At 63.7% G+C, this 15,613-nt stretch carries 15 protein-coding genes and 1 pseudogene; 6 read left to right on the top strand and 10 right to left on the bottom strand.

Annotated elements, in window-relative coordinates:
• Positions 1 to 20: 20 nt before the first annotated feature.
• The 3 genes from OW521_RS11605 to OW521_RS11595 all read right to left on the bottom strand — a co-directional run bounded on the left by OW521_RS11605 (position 21) and on the right by OW521_RS11595 (position 2,596).
• Positions 21 to 218 (bottom strand): DUF1206 domain-containing protein, encoded by a 198-nt coding sequence (locus tag OW521_RS11605; RefSeq protein ID WP_268025562.1) that lies wholly within the window; start codon positions 216 to 218, stop codon positions 21 to 23.
• Positions 219 to 402: 184 nt separating this feature from the next.
• Positions 403 to 1,827 carry an IS1380 family transposase gene (locus OW521_RS11600; RefSeq protein WP_268025560.1) on the bottom strand — a complete coding sequence of 475 codons (1,425 nt, stop codon included), beginning with the start codon at positions 1,825 to 1,827 and terminating at the stop codon, positions 403 to 405.
• A gap of 79 nt (positions 1,828 to 1,906) precedes the next feature.
• The gene (locus tag OW521_RS11595) at positions 1,907 to 2,596 is read right to left on the bottom strand and encodes a DUF1206 domain-containing protein (protein WP_268025558.1); all 690 of its coding nucleotides are present in this window, start codon (positions 2,594 to 2,596) and stop codon (positions 1,907 to 1,909) included.
• 23 nt (positions 2,597 to 2,619) lie between these two features.
• Here OW521_RS11595 and OW521_RS11590 point away from each other — a divergent pair, with 23 nt between their 5' ends.
• The gene (locus OW521_RS11590) at positions 2,620 to 2,913 is read left to right on the top strand and encodes a DUF503 domain-containing protein (RefSeq protein ID WP_268025556.1); all 294 of its coding nucleotides are present in this window, start codon (positions 2,620 to 2,622) and stop codon (positions 2,911 to 2,913) included.
• 224 nt (positions 2,914 to 3,137) lie between these two features.
• Here the strand turns inward: OW521_RS11590 and purL are convergent, their stop codons facing one another.
• From purL to purS, 3 genes are read right to left on the bottom strand one after another with little or no spacing between them, the layout of a single operon-like run.
• Complete coding sequence (gene purL / locus OW521_RS11585; protein WP_268025554.1) at positions 3,138 to 5,456, bottom strand: phosphoribosylformylglycinamidine synthase subunit PurL; 2,319 nt, start codon at positions 5,454 to 5,456, stop codon at positions 3,138 to 3,140.
• Positions 5,456 to 6,208, bottom strand: a complete 753-nt coding sequence (gene purQ, locus OW521_RS11580) for a phosphoribosylformylglycinamidine synthase subunit PurQ (protein ID WP_268025552.1) — start codon at positions 6,206 to 6,208, stop codon at positions 5,456 to 5,458. Before purQ ends, purL begins: the two co-directional genes overlap by 1 nt.
• Before the next feature lies 1 nt (position 6,209).
• Positions 6,210 to 6,461 carry a phosphoribosylformylglycinamidine synthase subunit PurS gene (gene purS, locus OW521_RS11575; protein ID WP_028265707.1) on the bottom strand — a complete coding sequence of 84 codons (252 nt, stop codon included), beginning with the start codon at positions 6,459 to 6,461 and terminating at the stop codon, positions 6,210 to 6,212.
• A 318-nt stretch (positions 6,462 to 6,779) separates the two neighbouring features.
• Between purS and OW521_RS11570 the strand changes: the two genes are divergently transcribed.
• The 5 genes from OW521_RS11570 to OW521_RS11550 all read left to right on the top strand — a co-directional run bounded on the left by OW521_RS11570 (position 6,780) and on the right by OW521_RS11550 (position 12,155).
• A complete protein-coding gene (locus OW521_RS11570; RefSeq protein WP_268025549.1) occupies positions 6,780 to 6,965 on the top strand; it encodes a hypothetical protein in 186 nt (61 codons plus the stop codon).
• 58 nt (positions 6,966 to 7,023) lie between these two features.
• On the top strand, positions 7,024 to 7,791 hold the full coding sequence (locus tag OW521_RS11565; protein ID WP_268025547.1) for a hypothetical protein: 768 nt from the start codon (positions 7,024 to 7,026) through the stop codon (positions 7,789 to 7,791).
• A 14-nt stretch (positions 7,792 to 7,805) separates the two neighbouring features.
• Positions 7,806 to 8,282 (top strand): hypothetical protein, encoded by a 477-nt coding sequence (locus OW521_RS11560; RefSeq protein WP_268025545.1) that lies wholly within the window; start codon positions 7,806 to 7,808, stop codon positions 8,280 to 8,282.
• A gap of 129 nt (positions 8,283 to 8,411) precedes the next feature.
• Entirely contained in the window at positions 8,412 to 8,702 is a 291-nt protein-coding gene (locus OW521_RS11555; protein ID WP_268025543.1) for a DUF1540 domain-containing protein, read from the top strand.
• A gap of 279 nt (positions 8,703 to 8,981) precedes the next feature.
• Positions 8,982 to 12,155, top strand: a complete 3,174-nt coding sequence (locus tag OW521_RS11550; protein ID WP_268025541.1) for a S8 family serine peptidase — start codon at positions 8,982 to 8,984, stop codon at positions 12,153 to 12,155.
• 318 nt (positions 12,156 to 12,473) lie between these two features.
• On the opposite strand, the pseudogene OW521_RS11545 reads toward OW521_RS11550, so the two are convergent.
• From OW521_RS11545 to OW521_RS11530, 4 genes and pseudogenes are all read right to left on the bottom strand, one after another.
• Positions 12,474 to 12,844: pseudogene (locus OW521_RS11545) on the bottom strand (serine protease inhibitor).
• A 146-nt stretch (positions 12,845 to 12,990) separates the two neighbouring features.
• A protein-coding gene (locus OW521_RS11540) for an IS3 family transposase (RefSeq protein ID WP_268025840.1) occupies positions 12,991 to 14,081 on the bottom strand; the annotation gives its coding sequence in 2 pieces (ribosomal slippage) (positions 12,991 to 13,865 and positions 13,865 to 14,081; 1,092 coding nt in all).
• Positions 14,003 to 15,145, bottom strand: coding sequence for a 3-methyladenine DNA glycosylase (locus tag OW521_RS11535; protein ID WP_442781257.1), 1,143 nt, complete (start codon positions 15,143 to 15,145; stop codon positions 14,003 to 14,005). Before OW521_RS11535 ends, OW521_RS11540 begins: the two co-directional genes overlap by 79 nt.
• Positions 15,042 to 15,599, bottom strand: a complete 558-nt coding sequence (locus tag OW521_RS11530) for an SSI family serine proteinase inhibitor (protein WP_268025537.1) — start codon at positions 15,597 to 15,599, stop codon at positions 15,042 to 15,044. The genes OW521_RS11535 and OW521_RS11530 overlap by 104 nt, the downstream gene beginning before the upstream one ends.
• Between the last annotated feature and the right edge of the window lie 14 nt (positions 15,600 to 15,613).

Here is a 15,613-nt window from a genome sequence, read left to right as displayed (position 1 = left end):
GCGTCGCGGGGCGGGCCGCCTCAGAGCCGCTGATAACGGGAGCGGAACAGGGAGAAGACCCCGTAGGCCATCAGTCCGAGGCTGACAAACCCCAGCACCCATCCGCCAAAGGGTTGCTTCAGGAAAGCCTTGAGCGCTGAGTCGAGGCCGCCTTGTTGGGAGGGGTCGTGCGCAGCCGTGGCGATCAGGACGAGCAGCCCTACGGCGCCGAGAGCCACCCCTTTCGCGCAATAGCCCTGATTTTTCATGACGGTGGGGTTGGCCGTTTTTTCGGGTGGGCGGGGTTGATCGGCGGTTGGGGTCTGTTTCCGGGCGGGGTGGTGTGGCCCGTTGGATCGCTCGGGGTGGCGCCGGTTCCACTTCCGGTGATGGGGCTGGTCGTCGGTACGGGGTCGTGCCCGTTCATCCCGGGGCAGGCTGGAGCTGTTTGAGGCGCCCGGTGTTTTCCAGGAGTAGCTTCAGGAGGCCTTTTTCCGGCGCTGATTGCGGTAGCAGCAATTGCCTGCGGCGGGCGCGGGTGATGATTTTCCCGGCGGTCGCGAACAAGCGGTAGCGCCAGCGCTTGATGTCCCAGGACCTGGCCTGGTGGCCTTCCGGAAGGGCGGTGAGCTGCAGCCAGGAGACGAGGTTGCTGGCCAGCGCGGCGATGTTGGCCCAGGCCTGGTTCGCGGCGAAATCGTAGAACGGGAGTTTGCCCAGGCCGGTGTTCTTCAGGGTCTTGATCCGGTTCTCGCACCGGCCCCGGGCCCGGTGCCGGGCATCCAGGAACGGTCCGTGCCAGCGCGGCGAGTTTGTCAGGAACGCGGTGATGCGGTGCCCGTCCAGATCCAGCAGGGTCGGGGCCGCGCCGGGATGCAGCGGCTCGGCCCGCAGGTAGATGTTCGTGCCCGGCGGGTAGTCCTTCAGCGGGATCACTTCGGTGGCGTTGATGACCCACGCGTCCGTGCGGTCGGCCCCATGCTGGTCCAGGGCCGGCTGCCAGTACTGCTTCTCGTTGATCCAGTCGACCATGTGCGCCTTGCCCGCCGGGACCGGGTACGAGACGGAGAACTGCACACCCAGGGAGTGAAGATACCCGAGGAACTTCCGCGAGGCGCCGGCACTGTCGGTGCGGACCAGGAGGCGCTGCCCGTCCAGCCTGCCCTGGGGGAAGAACGCCTCGGGAAGCTGGGACACGGCGGCCTCGAAGACGCGGATGTGGTCATCGGCGCTGTTCGCGCCCGCGCTGCCGGGCCGCAGCAGGGTCGCTAGGATCTCGCCGGTGCCGTTGGAGGTGCCGTAATCGGCGCTGGCGATGAACGGGGCAAAGCCGTATCCGCCCTTGTAGGTGCCGGCGACGTTTTCCTTGTCCGAGTGGGAGGTCACCAGCGTGGCATCCAAGTCAACGACCAAGGGATCGGCGGCAGTGGCTCTGGCCGCAGGGTTCCGGTTCCCGGCCGCGTCCCAGGCCCTGGCCCGCAGTTCCCGGGTGAGGGTTTCGAAGCCGTGGCTGAACAGTTCGGGGTTGGCGACGGTGCGTTCGAAAAACCGGGACACGGTCGCGTTCGAGGGCACCGGGCCGAAGAGTCCGGGCGAGGACCGCAGGATGTCCAGGTCCGTGGCGTGTTCGCCGCCGGCGGCCAGCATCACCCCAAGCGAGCCGAGCAGGCTGCCGGGCCGGTGCCTTGCCCCGGGCGGGACGAACTGGCCCAGCCTGTCCTCGCACAAGCCCCGGAATCCGAGTGCATCAACGAAAGAGGTCAGCACGTTCAGGCCGGCGTGGGAGACCAGCGACTGGCCCGTGAGCGCAACAGGAACAGAGGGAAAAACTCCGGTATTCTTGGACATCAGAAAGGTGCTTCTTTCTGCCGGGGTGGTTAGTGCGTCAACAACACTATTTTCCCAGCTCAGAAGCACCTTTCGTCGTTTAACACGCCCCCAGACAGCCAACCCTCATGAAATCGCCGGGATAGCCCACCATACCCAGCACTGCGAACGCATCTCCAAAGAGCCCGGACGGTTTTCCGCGCAGGTTCTTTTCATACCTGCGTGTGATTCCCAAGAAGATGTAGGTGCCAGCAGCTGCCAGCAACGCCACCCCGATGATCACCAGAAGGACAGTGCCGGGGGTGCTGGACATGAGGTCTGCGCTGGCGGTCCGGGATTTTTCACTGCTACTGCTCGGACGGCTGAGAGCAAAACTGCCGAAGGTCACTGCGGCCGCGGCGAACACGATCGCCTGCCCGGCTGCCCTGAGCCGTTTCATCCAGCGCTTGGAGCCGCCGCGCCCGCTCCAGCCCATCACGGCGTCGCTCGCCATGTAGAGCGCGAGGACCGCGCATGCCACCAGACCCGCCCAAAGAAGGACGGCGCCGCCAGGCGTGGCAGCCATCTGGCCCACGGCCCCACTCTCGTCGGCTTGCCCCGATACGCCCAGCGCGACCCCCAAGGCGATGACCCCAATCAGGAGGTGTATCAGCCCCAGGGCGACTAAGCCGGCCCGGGCAACTACCCGGACGGTCCGTGAATCCTTGGCGTCATCGACCGCGTCGCCCACCGAATCGGCGCCCCGGGACACTGCATTGCCGGCCTTGTTCATATGATCGTCTGTGCCCACGGGCTGCTCGATACCATGGGCGCATGTGGATCGCTTGGATCGAGTTCGACATTCTCCTCGGCGAGGTGCACGGCCTGAAGGAGAAACGCTCCCTCGTGCGTCCGCTGATCGCCGAGTTGAAACGACGCTTCGAGGTCTCCGCCGCCGAGACCGGGCACCTGGACCAGCATCGCCGAGCTCTCATCGGCGCAGCCGCGGTGGCGCCGGACAGGGCGCACCTTGTGGAGGTGCTCGACGCCGTCGAACGCTTCGTTGCCGCCCGCCCCGAACTTGAACTGCTGAGCGCCCGACGCCGCGACCTCCACAGCGAGGACTGACCCGAACGGCGGACGCTCGCTCACGTTTGTGGGTCGAACGGCGGACGCTCGTTCAGATCATCTGCAGGAGCGTGACGTCAAAAGGCTCCAAAAGTGAGCGAGCGTTGCCCGGAAGGCGCGTATATGTGAGCGAGCGTCGCCTCCAAATCCGCGATATCTGCAGGAGGCCTTAAAGCGATTGCTCCCCACCGGTGCCGGTGGGGAGCAATCGATAGTGCGGAGCTCTAGCCGAAGTACTTCGGCAGGGTGGCCTCGTGGGCTTCGCTGAGAGCGTCCAAGGAGAGCTCATCTACGCCGTTGATCTCCAACTTGCCGCTGGCAGCGTCGACTACGCCGATCCGGAGGTGGGCGAAGCCGCGGGCGGTGCACATGTCCTTGAAGCGGACCTCCTCGGAGCGCGGGACGGACACGATGGCCCGGCCCTGGGACTCAGAGAACAGCGCCGTGAACAGGTCCACGCCGTCGCGCTCCAGGAGTTCCTCCAGCGCAATCCGGGCGCCGACGCCATAGCGCAGTGCGGACTCCACCAGTGCGGCGGCAAGGCCGCCCTCGGAGAGATCGTGCGCTGCGTCGATCATGCCGTCGCGCGATGCATTGATGAGGATTTCGCCCAGCTGGCGCTCGATGGACAGGTCAACCTTTGGCGGCAAGCCACCGAGGTGCCCGCGCAGGTTGGACCACTCCGAACCGTCCAGCTCTGCAGCCGTGGTGCCCAGCAGGTAGATGGCCTGGCCGTCTTCCTTCCAGCCGGACGGGGTGCGGCGCGCGACGTCGTCGAGCTTGCCCAACACGGCGACCACGGGGGAGGGGTGGATCGGCACGGTACCCGTCTGGTTATACAGCGAGACGTTGCCGCCGGTGACCGGGACGCCCAGCTCCATGCAAGCGTCCGACAGGCCACGAATGGACTCGGCCAGCTGCCACATGACGTCCGGGTCCTCGGGGGAACCGAAGTTCAGGCAGTCGCTGACGGCCATCGGGACGGCGCCCGAGGTGGCGACGTTGCGGTACGCCTCGGCCAGTGCCAGCTGTGCGCCGTGGTACGGATCGAGGTAGGTGTAGCGGCCGTTGGCGTCGGTGGCCAGGGCCACGCCAAGGCCGGTTTCCTCGTCCACGCGGACTACCCCGGCGTCGTCCGGGAAGGCCATGGCGGTGTTGCCGCCGACGTAGCGGTCGTACTGCTTGGTGATCCAGGCCTTGCTGCACATGTTCGGCGAAGCAATGAGCTCGGTGACGGCGGCGGCGAGTTCCCCGGACGTCGAGGGACGGCCGGCGTCCTGCACGGAGCCCGTGAAGGTATCGGCCTGGACGGAATCCTGCCATGAGGGGCGTGAGTACGGGCGGTCGTAGACCGGGCCGTCGTGGGCAACGGTGCGCGGGTCGACGTCGACAATGACTTCGCCTTCCCACGTGATGATGAGGCGGCCGGTATCGGTCACTTCGCCCAGCCAGGAGTATTCCACGGCCCACTTGTCCATGACCGCTTCGAAAGCGGCAATGTTCTCGGGGGTGACAACGGCCATCATGCGTTCCTGGGACTCGGACATCAGGATTTCGCCCGGGGTCAGAGTGGGATCGCGCAGCAAGACGGAGGTCAGCTCAACCTGCATGCCGCCGTCGCCGTTGGAAGCGAGCTCGGACGTGGCGCAGGATATGCCTGCCGCGCCGAGGTCCTGGATGCCCTCAACCAGCGAACCCTTGAACAGTTCCAGGCAGCACTCGATCAGGACCTTCTCAGCGAAGGGGTCGCCCACCTGGACAGCGGGGCGCTTGGACGGCTTGGTGTCGTCGAAGGACTCCGAGGCCAGTACCGAGGCGCCGCCGATGCCGTCGCCACCGGTGCGTGCACCGAACAGGACCACCTTGTTGCCCTTGCCGGAAGCGTTGGCCAAGCGGATGTCTTCGTGGCGCATAACGCCGACGGCCAGCGCGTTGACCAGCGGGTTGCCCTGGTACACCGAATCGAACACCATTTCGCCGCCGATGTTCGGCAGGCCAAGCGAGTTGCCGTAACCACCAATACCGGCAACTGCGCCATGCATGACGCGGGCGGTGTCCGGGTGGTCGATGGCGCCGAAACGCAGCGGATCCATCACGGCAACGGGACGGGCACCCATGGAGATGATGTCGCGGACAATGCCGCCAATGCCGGTTGCGGCACCCTGGTAGGGCTCCACGAACGACGGCGAGTTGTGGGACTCGATCTTGAACGTCACGGCCCAGCCGTCGCCCAAGTTGGTGACGCCGGCATTTTCGCCGATGCCCACCAGCATGTCCTTCTTCATCTCCTCGGTGACCTTTTCGCCGAACTGGCGCAGGTGGTTCTTCGAGGACTTGTAGGAGCAGTGCTCGCTCCACATCACGGAGTACATGGCGAGCTCGGCACCGGTGGGGCGGCGGCCCAGGACCTTGACGACCTCGTCGAACTCGTTTTGCTTCAGGCCCAGCTCGGCCCAGGGGAGCTCGGTGTCCGGGGTCTTGGCTGCGTTCTCGACGGTGTCGATGTTGAACTTCTTGCCGACGGTTTCAGCTGAGGTAGTCACTATGCGCCTCCCACGATCTTGTTCAGGACGGAGGTGAAGAAGCCCAAGCCATCGGTGCCGGCGTTGGACTCCGGACCAAATCCGGGCTCTACTGCGTGCTCCGGGTGCGGCATGAGGCCCACTACGTTGCCGGCGGCGTTGCTGATACCGGCGATGTCGCGGCGTGAACCGTTCGGGTTCCAGCCGACGTAGCGGAACACGACGCGGCCCTCGGCCTCAAGGGAGTCCAGGGTCTTCTCGTCCGCGATGTACTGGCCGTCCTGGTTCTTCAGCGGAACAGTGATTTCCTGGCCGGCCTCGTAGTCCGAGGTCCACAAAGTGGTGTTGTTCTCCACGCGCAGGACCTGGTCGCGGCACAAGAACTTCAGGTGGTCGTTCTTGATCATGGAGCCGGGCAGCAGGTGCGACTCGGTCAAGATCTGGAAGCCGTTGCAAATGCCCAGGACAGGGAGCTTTGCGTCACTGTTGGCAGCGTCAATAATGCGGGACATCAGCGGCGCGAATCGCGAAATGGCACCGGCGCGCAGGTAGTCGCCGTAGGAGAATCCGCCGGGGATGACCACGGCGTCCACATCTGCCAGCTCGGTGTCCGCATGCCAGAGCGCGACGGCGGTGCCGCCTGCCAGGCGGACCGCACGGGCGGCGTCGCGGTCGTCGAGGGTGCCGGGGAAGGTGACGACGCCGATCTTGGCCCCGACCAAGTCAGGCTCGACGGCCACAGGGCCGCCGCCGATCAAAGGAAGTTCAGTCATGTCAGGCCTCGACGACCTCGACGTTGACGACGTCTTCGATTACCGGGTTGGACAGCAGGGTCTCGGCGGCCTCGCGGGCCTGGGCGAGGATGGCGTCGGTCACCTCGCCGTCGACGGTCAGTTCGAAGCGCTTGCCCTGGCGGACTGCGCTAAAGCTGGTGAAGCCGAGGCGGGGCAGCGCGCCCACGATGGCCTTCCCCTGCGGGTCCAGAATCTCGGGCTTGGGCATGACGTCGACGACGATCCGGGGCATCCGGTAACTCCTGTGCGTGAGCGTTGGTTAACCTTGGTTAAAGGCTGCCGCGGAGTGGTGCCGTCTCACGCCGGGACTGCATCCGACAGCGTTCAGCGACAGTGTTTGGATGCAGTGACTTACGGAATAAGAGGGGCGCTCCGCGAGCTTGCACGCCCATTCTACCGGCCAAATCGCTACATACCCTATTTGCGGGAGATCGGTGAAGAGGCCCTGCGGGCCGCGCCAATTGGCGGCAGCGCCCCGCCGTCGTCGGGAGTTTTTCAATGCCCGACGGCGGCTCTGGCTCGCAGTGGTTTGCGTCACTAGGATTGCGGCATGGCCGAGAACGCTAAGTCGATGGTTTTGCCCATGGTCCTTGCCGCGGTTTTTGCTGGCCTGGGGAGGATGGTTTTCCAAAGGATCATGGCAGACCGGGCTGCTCGGGAGAACCGTATATCGGTGCCGCCGGATGCTTCGACAAGGGCCAAAATCAGCGACGCCTTGCGAGGTACCCAGCCGTAGAATTCAGAAGGCTTGTAAAGCTTCTCTTTCGCATTTCAATTATTTGGGGGAATCAGCTTTGAAGAATTATGTCCGCACCAGATCACGGCTCGTGGGCATCATGCTGGTGCTTGCTGTGCTGTACTCGGCGCTCATTGGTCCGGTTACCGCAAGTCCGGCAATGGCCGGGACCGGGCCCGTCGGCGGCCTCACACCCATGACGCCCACGCGGATCCTGGACACACGAACGTCGTCGGGACCAGTGCCTGGCGGAGGTTCAGTCTCAATCCGAATCCCGGGAACAAATGGATTCCCCTACGGCACGCAAGCAGTCGTCCTCAACATCACGGCCACTGACGCCACCGCTGCAGGATTCCTCACGGCGTACCATTCGGGCGTCATGGCGCCGCACACTTCAAACGTCAATTACGGGCCGGGTCAGATGGTTGCGAACCTGGCTATCGTGGAAGTCGGCGCTGACGGGCAGATCGCCATCTCCAACACTTCGGCAGGAACTGTGCAGATCGTCGTTGACGCCTCGGCATATTTCGCCGCGTCCGGGCCCCAGGGCTTGCCGGGTTCCTACCAGGCTGTGGGACCCGCCAGGCTTCTCGACACTAGGACTTCGTCAGGCCCCATCGCAGGTGGCGGAAGCCTGCCACTCCGTCTGGGAGGATCCACTGGCGTTCCGGCTGACGCCTCAGCGGTGGTCGTGAACCTGACAGTGACGGAATCGACGTCATACGGATTCATCACCGCTTATCCAAGCGGCTCCTTAAACCCAATGTCTCGAACCAGAACTACGGGGCCGGCCAGACGGTTCCGAATCTTGCCGTCGTTCCGGTAGGACCAGATGGCACGGTGACGATTGCGAACACCTCGTCCGGAACGGCTCAGATCATTGCGGACGTTGTTGGCTTTTTCCTGCCGGGGACGCCAACCATATCCGGAGCATTCGCCGGGATCGCCCCCACGCGTCTTGTCGACACTCGCACATACGGCGGTCCCATTGGCAACGCCTACACCGTGCCCGTTCAGGCCGCAGGGATCAACGGAATCCCGCAAAATGCAAGTGGCGTCTGGGTGAACCTCACGGTGACCGAACCGACAACCTTCGGCTACTTTATGGCACGCGGCTATAGGGCGCCGTGGACGTTTACGTCCAATCTGAACTTCGGCGACGGACAGACGATCGCAAACATGGCCTGGGTGCCCATCGGAGCCGAGGGCAAGATAGAGATCCAAACCATCCTCAATCAACCCATGTCAATCCACTGGACAGCGGTTCCGGAAACCTCGCAAGTCATCGTCGATGTCTTCGGCTACACGCTCCCCTAACCACCGCAGGGCCATGAACGAACTATTAGGGTACGCACAAATGCGCTAATCTTCCGGGCTAAAGGCTCGCATTCGGGAGTAGCTTTGGAATTGCTGTCAAGGAATTTCCCCGTCCACGTAGGAGGAGCAATGACCGAACACGTCGCCGAAGTGTCCGCATGCAGCGTTGGCAGCTGCGGATTCAACCATCATGGCTGTACCGCCTTCGGGATCACGATTGGCGGAACCACGGATCATGCGTCCTGTGCCACCTTCATTGACACCACGCTCATGGGAGGACTCCCCAAGGTCTTGGCGCATGTGGGTGCCTGCCAGCGTTCCGAATGCACCCACAACAACAACCTCATGTGCGAGGCCCACGACGTCCGGATCGGCCCTGGTGCAGAGGCAGCTGATTGCCTGACGTACGAACACGCCTGAGTTCCCGGCGGCCTATTTAGTCATCAACATCTGAATATCCGCACAGCGGGCACGTCCCCTCCCGACGGGGGCGTGCCCGCTGCAGCGTGCGGATGTATTCTGATGCCGAATGACATGACAAAAAACGTGAAATGTGTCCTATGTCATATTCCACTATCGCTCTGTACTCTATGAATCGGCTGGGCCTTAGCTGATTACAAAAACTGTCAATCGGTGTCCATCCTTGGATGATTGATCTTCACATGACCGCCACGATCGCCCGGAAAGGTGCAATCACTCGTGAATTCACAAGGAAAGAGCTTCATTGGCAGCGGGGGGCTTCGAAAAGCTGCGGCGCTAGCTGTCGGACTGCCGGTTCTGCTCTCCTCCGTGGCATTGACACCCGCTCAAGCTGCGCCCGCTTCCGGCTCAACGGTCTTCGGATCAACGGTTGCGGCGGTTGCCCGGAATGTCGACCCCAAGTCCTATCAAGACGGCCGATACGTCGTCGTGCTGGCAGAGAAGCCAGCGGCCACTTACGACGGCGGAACGCCCGGTTATGTGCCCACCAAACCGCAAGCGGGGAAGAAGCTCGACGTCGGTAAGGCCGAAGTGAAGCAGTACCAGGCCCACTTGCAGCAGAAGCAGCAGGAAGTGGCCAACCAGCAGAGCGTGAGCATCAATCGCGACTACACCACAGCCATCAACGGCTTCAGCGCCACTCTTTCCGCGAACCAGGCTGTCAACCTCGCGAAGAACCCAAATGTTCTCCTCGTGGCCCCGGACACTCAGTCGGCTCCTGACTACTCCACCACCGATTTCTTCAACCTCAGTGGGCCGAACGGGATTTGGAATACCCAGTTCGGCGGCCAGGACCAGGCCGGCAAGGGCACGGTGGTCGGTGTGATCGACACCGGCTACACACCCAGTAGCAAGTTCTTCGCCGGTGATCCCGTCCAGCCGTTGGTCGGGGACCCGCAGGTAGGCGTCCCTTACCGCACGAGTGACGGCAAGATCGCCATGCTGAAGGCCAACGGGGATACCTTCGAAGGCGAATGCCAGAAGGGCACCGACAACGGGGCGGCCTTTGACGGCAGCGCCTGCAATTCCAAGGTCCTCAGCGCCCACTATTTCGCCGATGCCTTCCTGCAATCGGTTCCGCCAGCCCAACGGGCACCCCAGGAACAGATCTCGCCGATCGACGTCGCGAGCCATGGTACGCACACTGCCAGCACCGCTGCGGGCAACCCCGGTGTGGAGACGTTCGTGGATGGCCGCAGCTTCGGCAAGACGAGTGGTATTGCGCCGGCCGCCAAGCTTTCGATCTACAAGATCTGCTGGGAAGACACCAACCCCAACTCGGGCGGCTGCTACAGCTCCGCGGCCATCTCGGCCATTGACCAAGCTATCGCCGACGGCGTGGACGTCCTGAACTACTCCATCTCCGGCGCTACGGACACCACCACCGATCCCGTCTCGCTGGCATTCCTTTCTGCCGCTTCGGCGGGCATTTTCGTCGCCGCGTCCGCCGGAAACTCGGGCCCGCAGGCCAGCACCGTGAACCACGGCGCACCCTGGATGACCACGGTTGCGGCTACTTCGTTCTCGCAGGAGCTGCAGGGAAGCGTCGAATTCTCTGACGGCAGCAAGTTCCGCGGAGCCAGCATCATGAACCACCAGGTGAGCGGGGCCGGCGTCGTGCTCTCTGCAAACGCTGCCTCGGGGGCCGGCAACGCGGCGCTGTGTGCGCCTGGGTCCTTGGACCCGGCGAAGATCGCGGGCAAGGTAGTGGTATGTGATCGAGGCGTGGTTGACCGCGTCGCCAAGAGCGCCGAGGTGCTCCGTGGCGGAGGCGTCGGCATGATCCTCGTGAACCTCACTAGTTCTTCGCTGGACACTGACAAGCATTCTGTTCCCACAGTTCACGTGAATCCGCCGGCCACGAAGGCCATCAAGGACAAAGTGGCAGCCAACCCCGGAATTACCGTTTCCCTGGTTGACCACGACACCACCGGGCTTCCGCTCGAGGCGCAGCCGCAGATCGCCGGATTCTCCTCCCGCGGCCCGCTCCTTGCCACTGATTCGGATCTGCTCAAGCCGGACGTTTCCGCTCCTGGTGTTGCCGTGCTGGCGGGTGTTTCGCCCATCGGCAGCAAGGGTGATGAATACGGATTCATGTCCGGTACGTCCATGGCGTCGCCGCACATTGCGGGTTTCGGAGCCTTGATCATGGCGAAGAATCCCGACTGGTCCCCGGCAGCCGTCAAATCGGCCATGATGACGACGGCGAGTGACGTCAAGCTCGCCGATGGGACTAAGAACCAGGACGTCTTCGCCACCGGTGCAGGAGAGATGAACCCGGCCAGCGTGCTGGAACCAGGCCTGATTTACGACGCCGGAACCGAGGACTACCTGAAGTTCATCCAGGGCACCGGCGTCGATCTCGGCAAGCCGGGACTTGGCTCTACCTTGCCTCGCGACATGAACCTCCCGTCGTTCGCCGTCGGAAACCTGGCCGGCAAGATCGAGGTCACACGTACGGTCACGGCCCTGACCCCGGGCCAGTACCGGGCCACCGCCAACGTCCCTGGCGTCGACGTCAAGGTCACTCCGTCCGTGCTGAACTTCAACGAGGCCGGCCAGAAGAAGACCTTCAAGGTGACCTTCGAAAACAAGAACGCGGCACTGGGTGTGTTCGCGATGGGATCCCTGAAATGGGAGGGCGCCGACAAGTCGGTGGTTTCTCCGATTGCGGTCCGTCCGCAGTCGGTCGTAGCCTCCAAGAGCGTCGCCTTCACGTCCCAGCAAGCCAGTGACTCGGGGCAGATCAACTTTGTCTCCGGTACCGACTCGCCAACGGCCGTGACCCTTGATGGCCTCTCGAAGGCTGATTCCTCCGCAACCGAGCTTGTTCCAGGTCCTGTGGCCGTTGCCACCAATGCCTCGAACTTCGTCAAGACCGCCACGGTTGCCCCCGGAACGGCCTTCGCGAAGTTCTCGGTGATCTCTTCGGATCCCGCCGCGGATTTTGATCTCTATGTGATCTCTCCGACCGGCCAGTTGTTCGCGGCTGCGACACCCAGTGCCAGTGAATCGCTCTCCCTCGACAACCCGGCGCCAGGGGAATACACCATCATCGCGAACCTGTCTGCCAGCCCCAATAGCCGGCCGACCAAGGCAAGCGTTGATGTCGCCATCCTCGGTGCAAACCAAGGCAACGCCACGGTCACGCCCAATCCGATCCAGCTGAAGAACGGCAAGGCCGGGAAGCTCACCTTGGCGTGGAACGGTCTGACCCCGGGCTCCTACCTCGGCCGGCTCACCTTTGCCGGTACCAGCGCGCGGACCTTTGTCTCCGTCCTGATCTCGGCGAACGGCAGCGTGTCCGTGGTGCCGAGCGATGACCAAGAAGGCGAGCACGGCAAGGGCAAGCTGCAGAATGAAGAAGAGGACCAGTCAGACAACGCCCTTTGATAAGGCGATGATGCTCTGACACACAGACAAGAGGGCGGCCGGCGGGATATCCCGCCGGTCGCTCTCTTGTTATTCCCCGGACGCTCGCTCACGTATCCGGTCGAAACCCCGGACGCTCGCTCATATTTGAGCCCAAATGGGGGACCGCTCCTGCAGATGATCTGATCGAGGGTCGGGTTGGGAGGCGCCATACGTGAGGGAGCGTTGGGTGGGGAGGTCCTATATGTGAGTGAGGGTCGGGTTGGGGGCGTTATATCTGCAGGAGCGTTCCGGTTTTGTCCGCGATACGTGAGGGAGCGTTGGGTGGGGGTGCCCTGCCTAGATGTCTCCAGTGGATCCGGAGATGCCGCCGAGGAGTGCGGCCATGGTGCCCCAACGGGCGATCTCACAGCCGTCCGTCCGGCTGAAGCGGCTGCTGACCTCGCGTCCGCGGAACCGGCCCGTCACCACGGCCACCTGCGGACCGCCGTACTGCTGCGTGCAGATCCGGTCCGGCCGCGGTACCGGAAAAAGATCTCTTCGCCGAATTGCTCGACGGCGGCAAGCGCCGCGCGAGCGTCCGGAAGAGTTGAGCCTTCGGAGACTTCGCCGCCCGAGCCGAGCAGGACGAACTCGTGATCCACAGCGCCTGGCGCCTCGGTCAGCGTGATGGTGAGTTCGACGTCGTACTTTCCATTGCTTGAAGTCATGAGTGTCCTTTGTGAGACTGTGCCGGTACCAGAAGATCGAGAAGCGGCCGCACTTCGCCCAGGACCCGCGCGCGGAGCTCCTGGGCTTCGGCTGCGAATGCCCGCTGATACTCAACGTGGTTGGGCCCCCGTTGGCAGTCCAGCGTCTATGCGATAGCTAGTTGATTTTTCTGCGTCCAGTTCTCCCAGTAGCGTTTCGGCGTCATGCCGTCCAGGGATCCGTGGGGCCGTTCATGATTGTAGATAGCTTTCCATTCCTCGGCCAAATACCTTGCCTCGGCCATGGTGTCCATGATTTCTCCTGTGAGTTGTTCCCTTCTGAATTGGGCGTTGAAGGATTCGATGAAGCCGTTCTGCCAGGGTGATCCGGGGTCGATGAACGCGGTATCGACCCCGGCGGTGTTGCACCAGTCAATCAGTGCCGCGGCGGTGAATTCAGGTCCGTTGTCGCAGCGGACGTAGGTCGGTGCGGTGCCGGTCTCGGCGATGATGTCCTCCAGCACGGCGACCACGTCGGAGGCCTTGAAGGACCGGCGCGGAATGACTGCCAGGGCGGTGCGGGTGTATTCGTCGATGACATTGAAGAACCGTATGTGCCGGCCGCAGGAGGTCACGTCGGACTGGAAGTCGAAGCTGACCACGTGCATCGGATACTGGGCGGTGAGGCGCTTCTGTTCCCCGGCGCCGGGCCCGGTCCTGCGCCTCTTCCGTGCCCTGGGTTTACAGGCCAGGCCTTCGTCACGCCAGAGTCGGCGGACCCGCTTCCTGTTCAGCGCCACCCCGTCCCATGCAGGCTGGGCCAGGAGGTGCCAGCGGGCCTTCCGCCAGCCCCACGCGGGATGCTTCACGGCCACGGCCCTCAGGTCCGCCCGCAACTGGGCCTCCTGGAATCCCATGTCGGGTTTCTTCTTGCGGAACACGGACCGGTTCTGGCCCAGAATTCTGCAGGCAAGGCGCTCGGACGCCCCGAACTTCTCCACTGCCATGCGCACGGCACGGCGGCGCGGTTCGGGGCTCAGAATTTTCCCTTCGCGACCTCGTTCAGGATGTCGATGGCCAGTTCCTTCTCAGCCAGCAGCCGCTTGAGCCGGGCGTTCTCCTTCTCCAGTTCCCTGGTCCGCCTGGATGCCTCGGCGTTCTTCTCGGAACCGTACTGGTTCAGCCACCGGTACCAGGTCGCCTCGGTGATCTGGAGTTCCTTGATGACTTCGACCATCGGGCGTCCGTCGTTGAGCATTTTCTGCCCCTGCCGGACCTTCGCGATGACCTGCTCGGGGGTGTGTCTGCGTGCCATGATGCGTGAAATTCCTCCTGCGTCCATTCTCGGACACGAAACTCACACAAACACTGGACTCCTACCCGGGGACCCAACCAAACGTACTCGGCCTTGCCTTGGGGTGTCTCGATCCTGATGGCCGGATAGCCCCATTCTCCGAGGTCGTATGGGGAAGCCTGCATGTCCATGGACCTGATCCGCCAAGACAGCTCGAAGCAATCCATCACCAGCTCGCTTGGCAGCGCGGGGGTCAGTTTGTACGCCCATTTGTAGAGGTCCATATTGGCGTGCAGGCAACCGGGTTGCTCCATGGTCCGCTGGTTTTCCCGAGTGGGGGTGAGTTCGTTGAGCGGGGTGGCGTCCGGAGTGTAGAAACGGAAGGCGTCGAAGTGCGAGCAGCGGATCCGGTTGTCTTCCACCACTGTGTCTGTGCCCGCGGAACCGAGCCGCAGCTTGAGGTATTCGTGACGAAGGTGGAACTTGTCCTGCCTGTAGACCATGGCCCATTCGTGCAGGCCGAAGCAGCCAAACTGGGCGGGCCGCGCGACCGTCCCCGCCAGGATGATCCCCGCGAAGCGGAGGGCTTCGGTGCGATCGGCCACGAACCGGCTGCGATCGAAGGTGACCGCGACGGTACCGGCAGGCAGGCCCGCGGCCGCCAGTGCACCGTCGTCGAGCACTCGGTAATACTTCCACCCCGCCCGCTCTGCCGCCCTCGGGCCGGAGAGGACGACGCCGTCCCCGGGGTGCCAGCGCAGCAGCTGGCCGGGTTTCTGGGTGTAGTAGGTGAAGAGGAAGTCTTCCACGGGATGCTTCTGGCCGGCCGAGCGCCGGGCCAAATACGGCTTGGCGTAGCGCTCGACGCGGGCGTGGTGGGCAGCCTCCAGCGCAAGCCATTTCTCTTGGGGAAGGTGCTGTTGCCTACGTTCCGGCACCGCTGGAACCCAGGATGTCGGCGACGGCGGCCCATGCGGCGATTTCGCAGCCGTCAGTGAGTTTGTAGGAGGATTCGACGCCCACGCCATCCACGGCCCCCGTGACTGTAGCCGTCTGGGGACCGCCGTAGCGCTGGTCGCAGACCTGGTCGCTGGGGCGTGGCGTGCGTGTGAGAAGTGCCGGGTTCCTCTTCAGGGCTGCGCACCCGGCGGCTGCGGTGGGGTGGTGGCTCTCCGCGGCGGGGATGCCGCCGGTGCAGACGAGGGTATAGCTTTCCGCGGCTGCAGTGGTGGACGGCTTGACGATGATGGAAAGTTCGGCTTCTCCGCGGCCGGGAGTGGTGGTGGAGGACGGGGTCGGGTTGGCGCTGGGAGATTCAGTCTCGTCCGGCAGGAGTCCGGTGGGGCTGGGTGACGGCGTCGAGGACGTGCTGCTGCCAGGTGCCGAGCTGCTGGGCGAGCCGCCTCCAGTGCCCGGCGTGCAGGCGGCGAGCCCAGCGACGGCGAGGACAGCCAGAACGTACCGGACTATTCGCAAACGCATGGGGATCTCCTTGA

The sequence above is a fragment of the Arthrobacter sp. MMS18-M83 genome, assembly GCF_026683955.1.
Lineage (GTDB): Bacteria > Actinomycetota > Actinomycetes > Actinomycetales > Micrococcaceae > Arthrobacter.
This window is presented reverse-complemented; position numbering and strand designations above follow the sequence as displayed.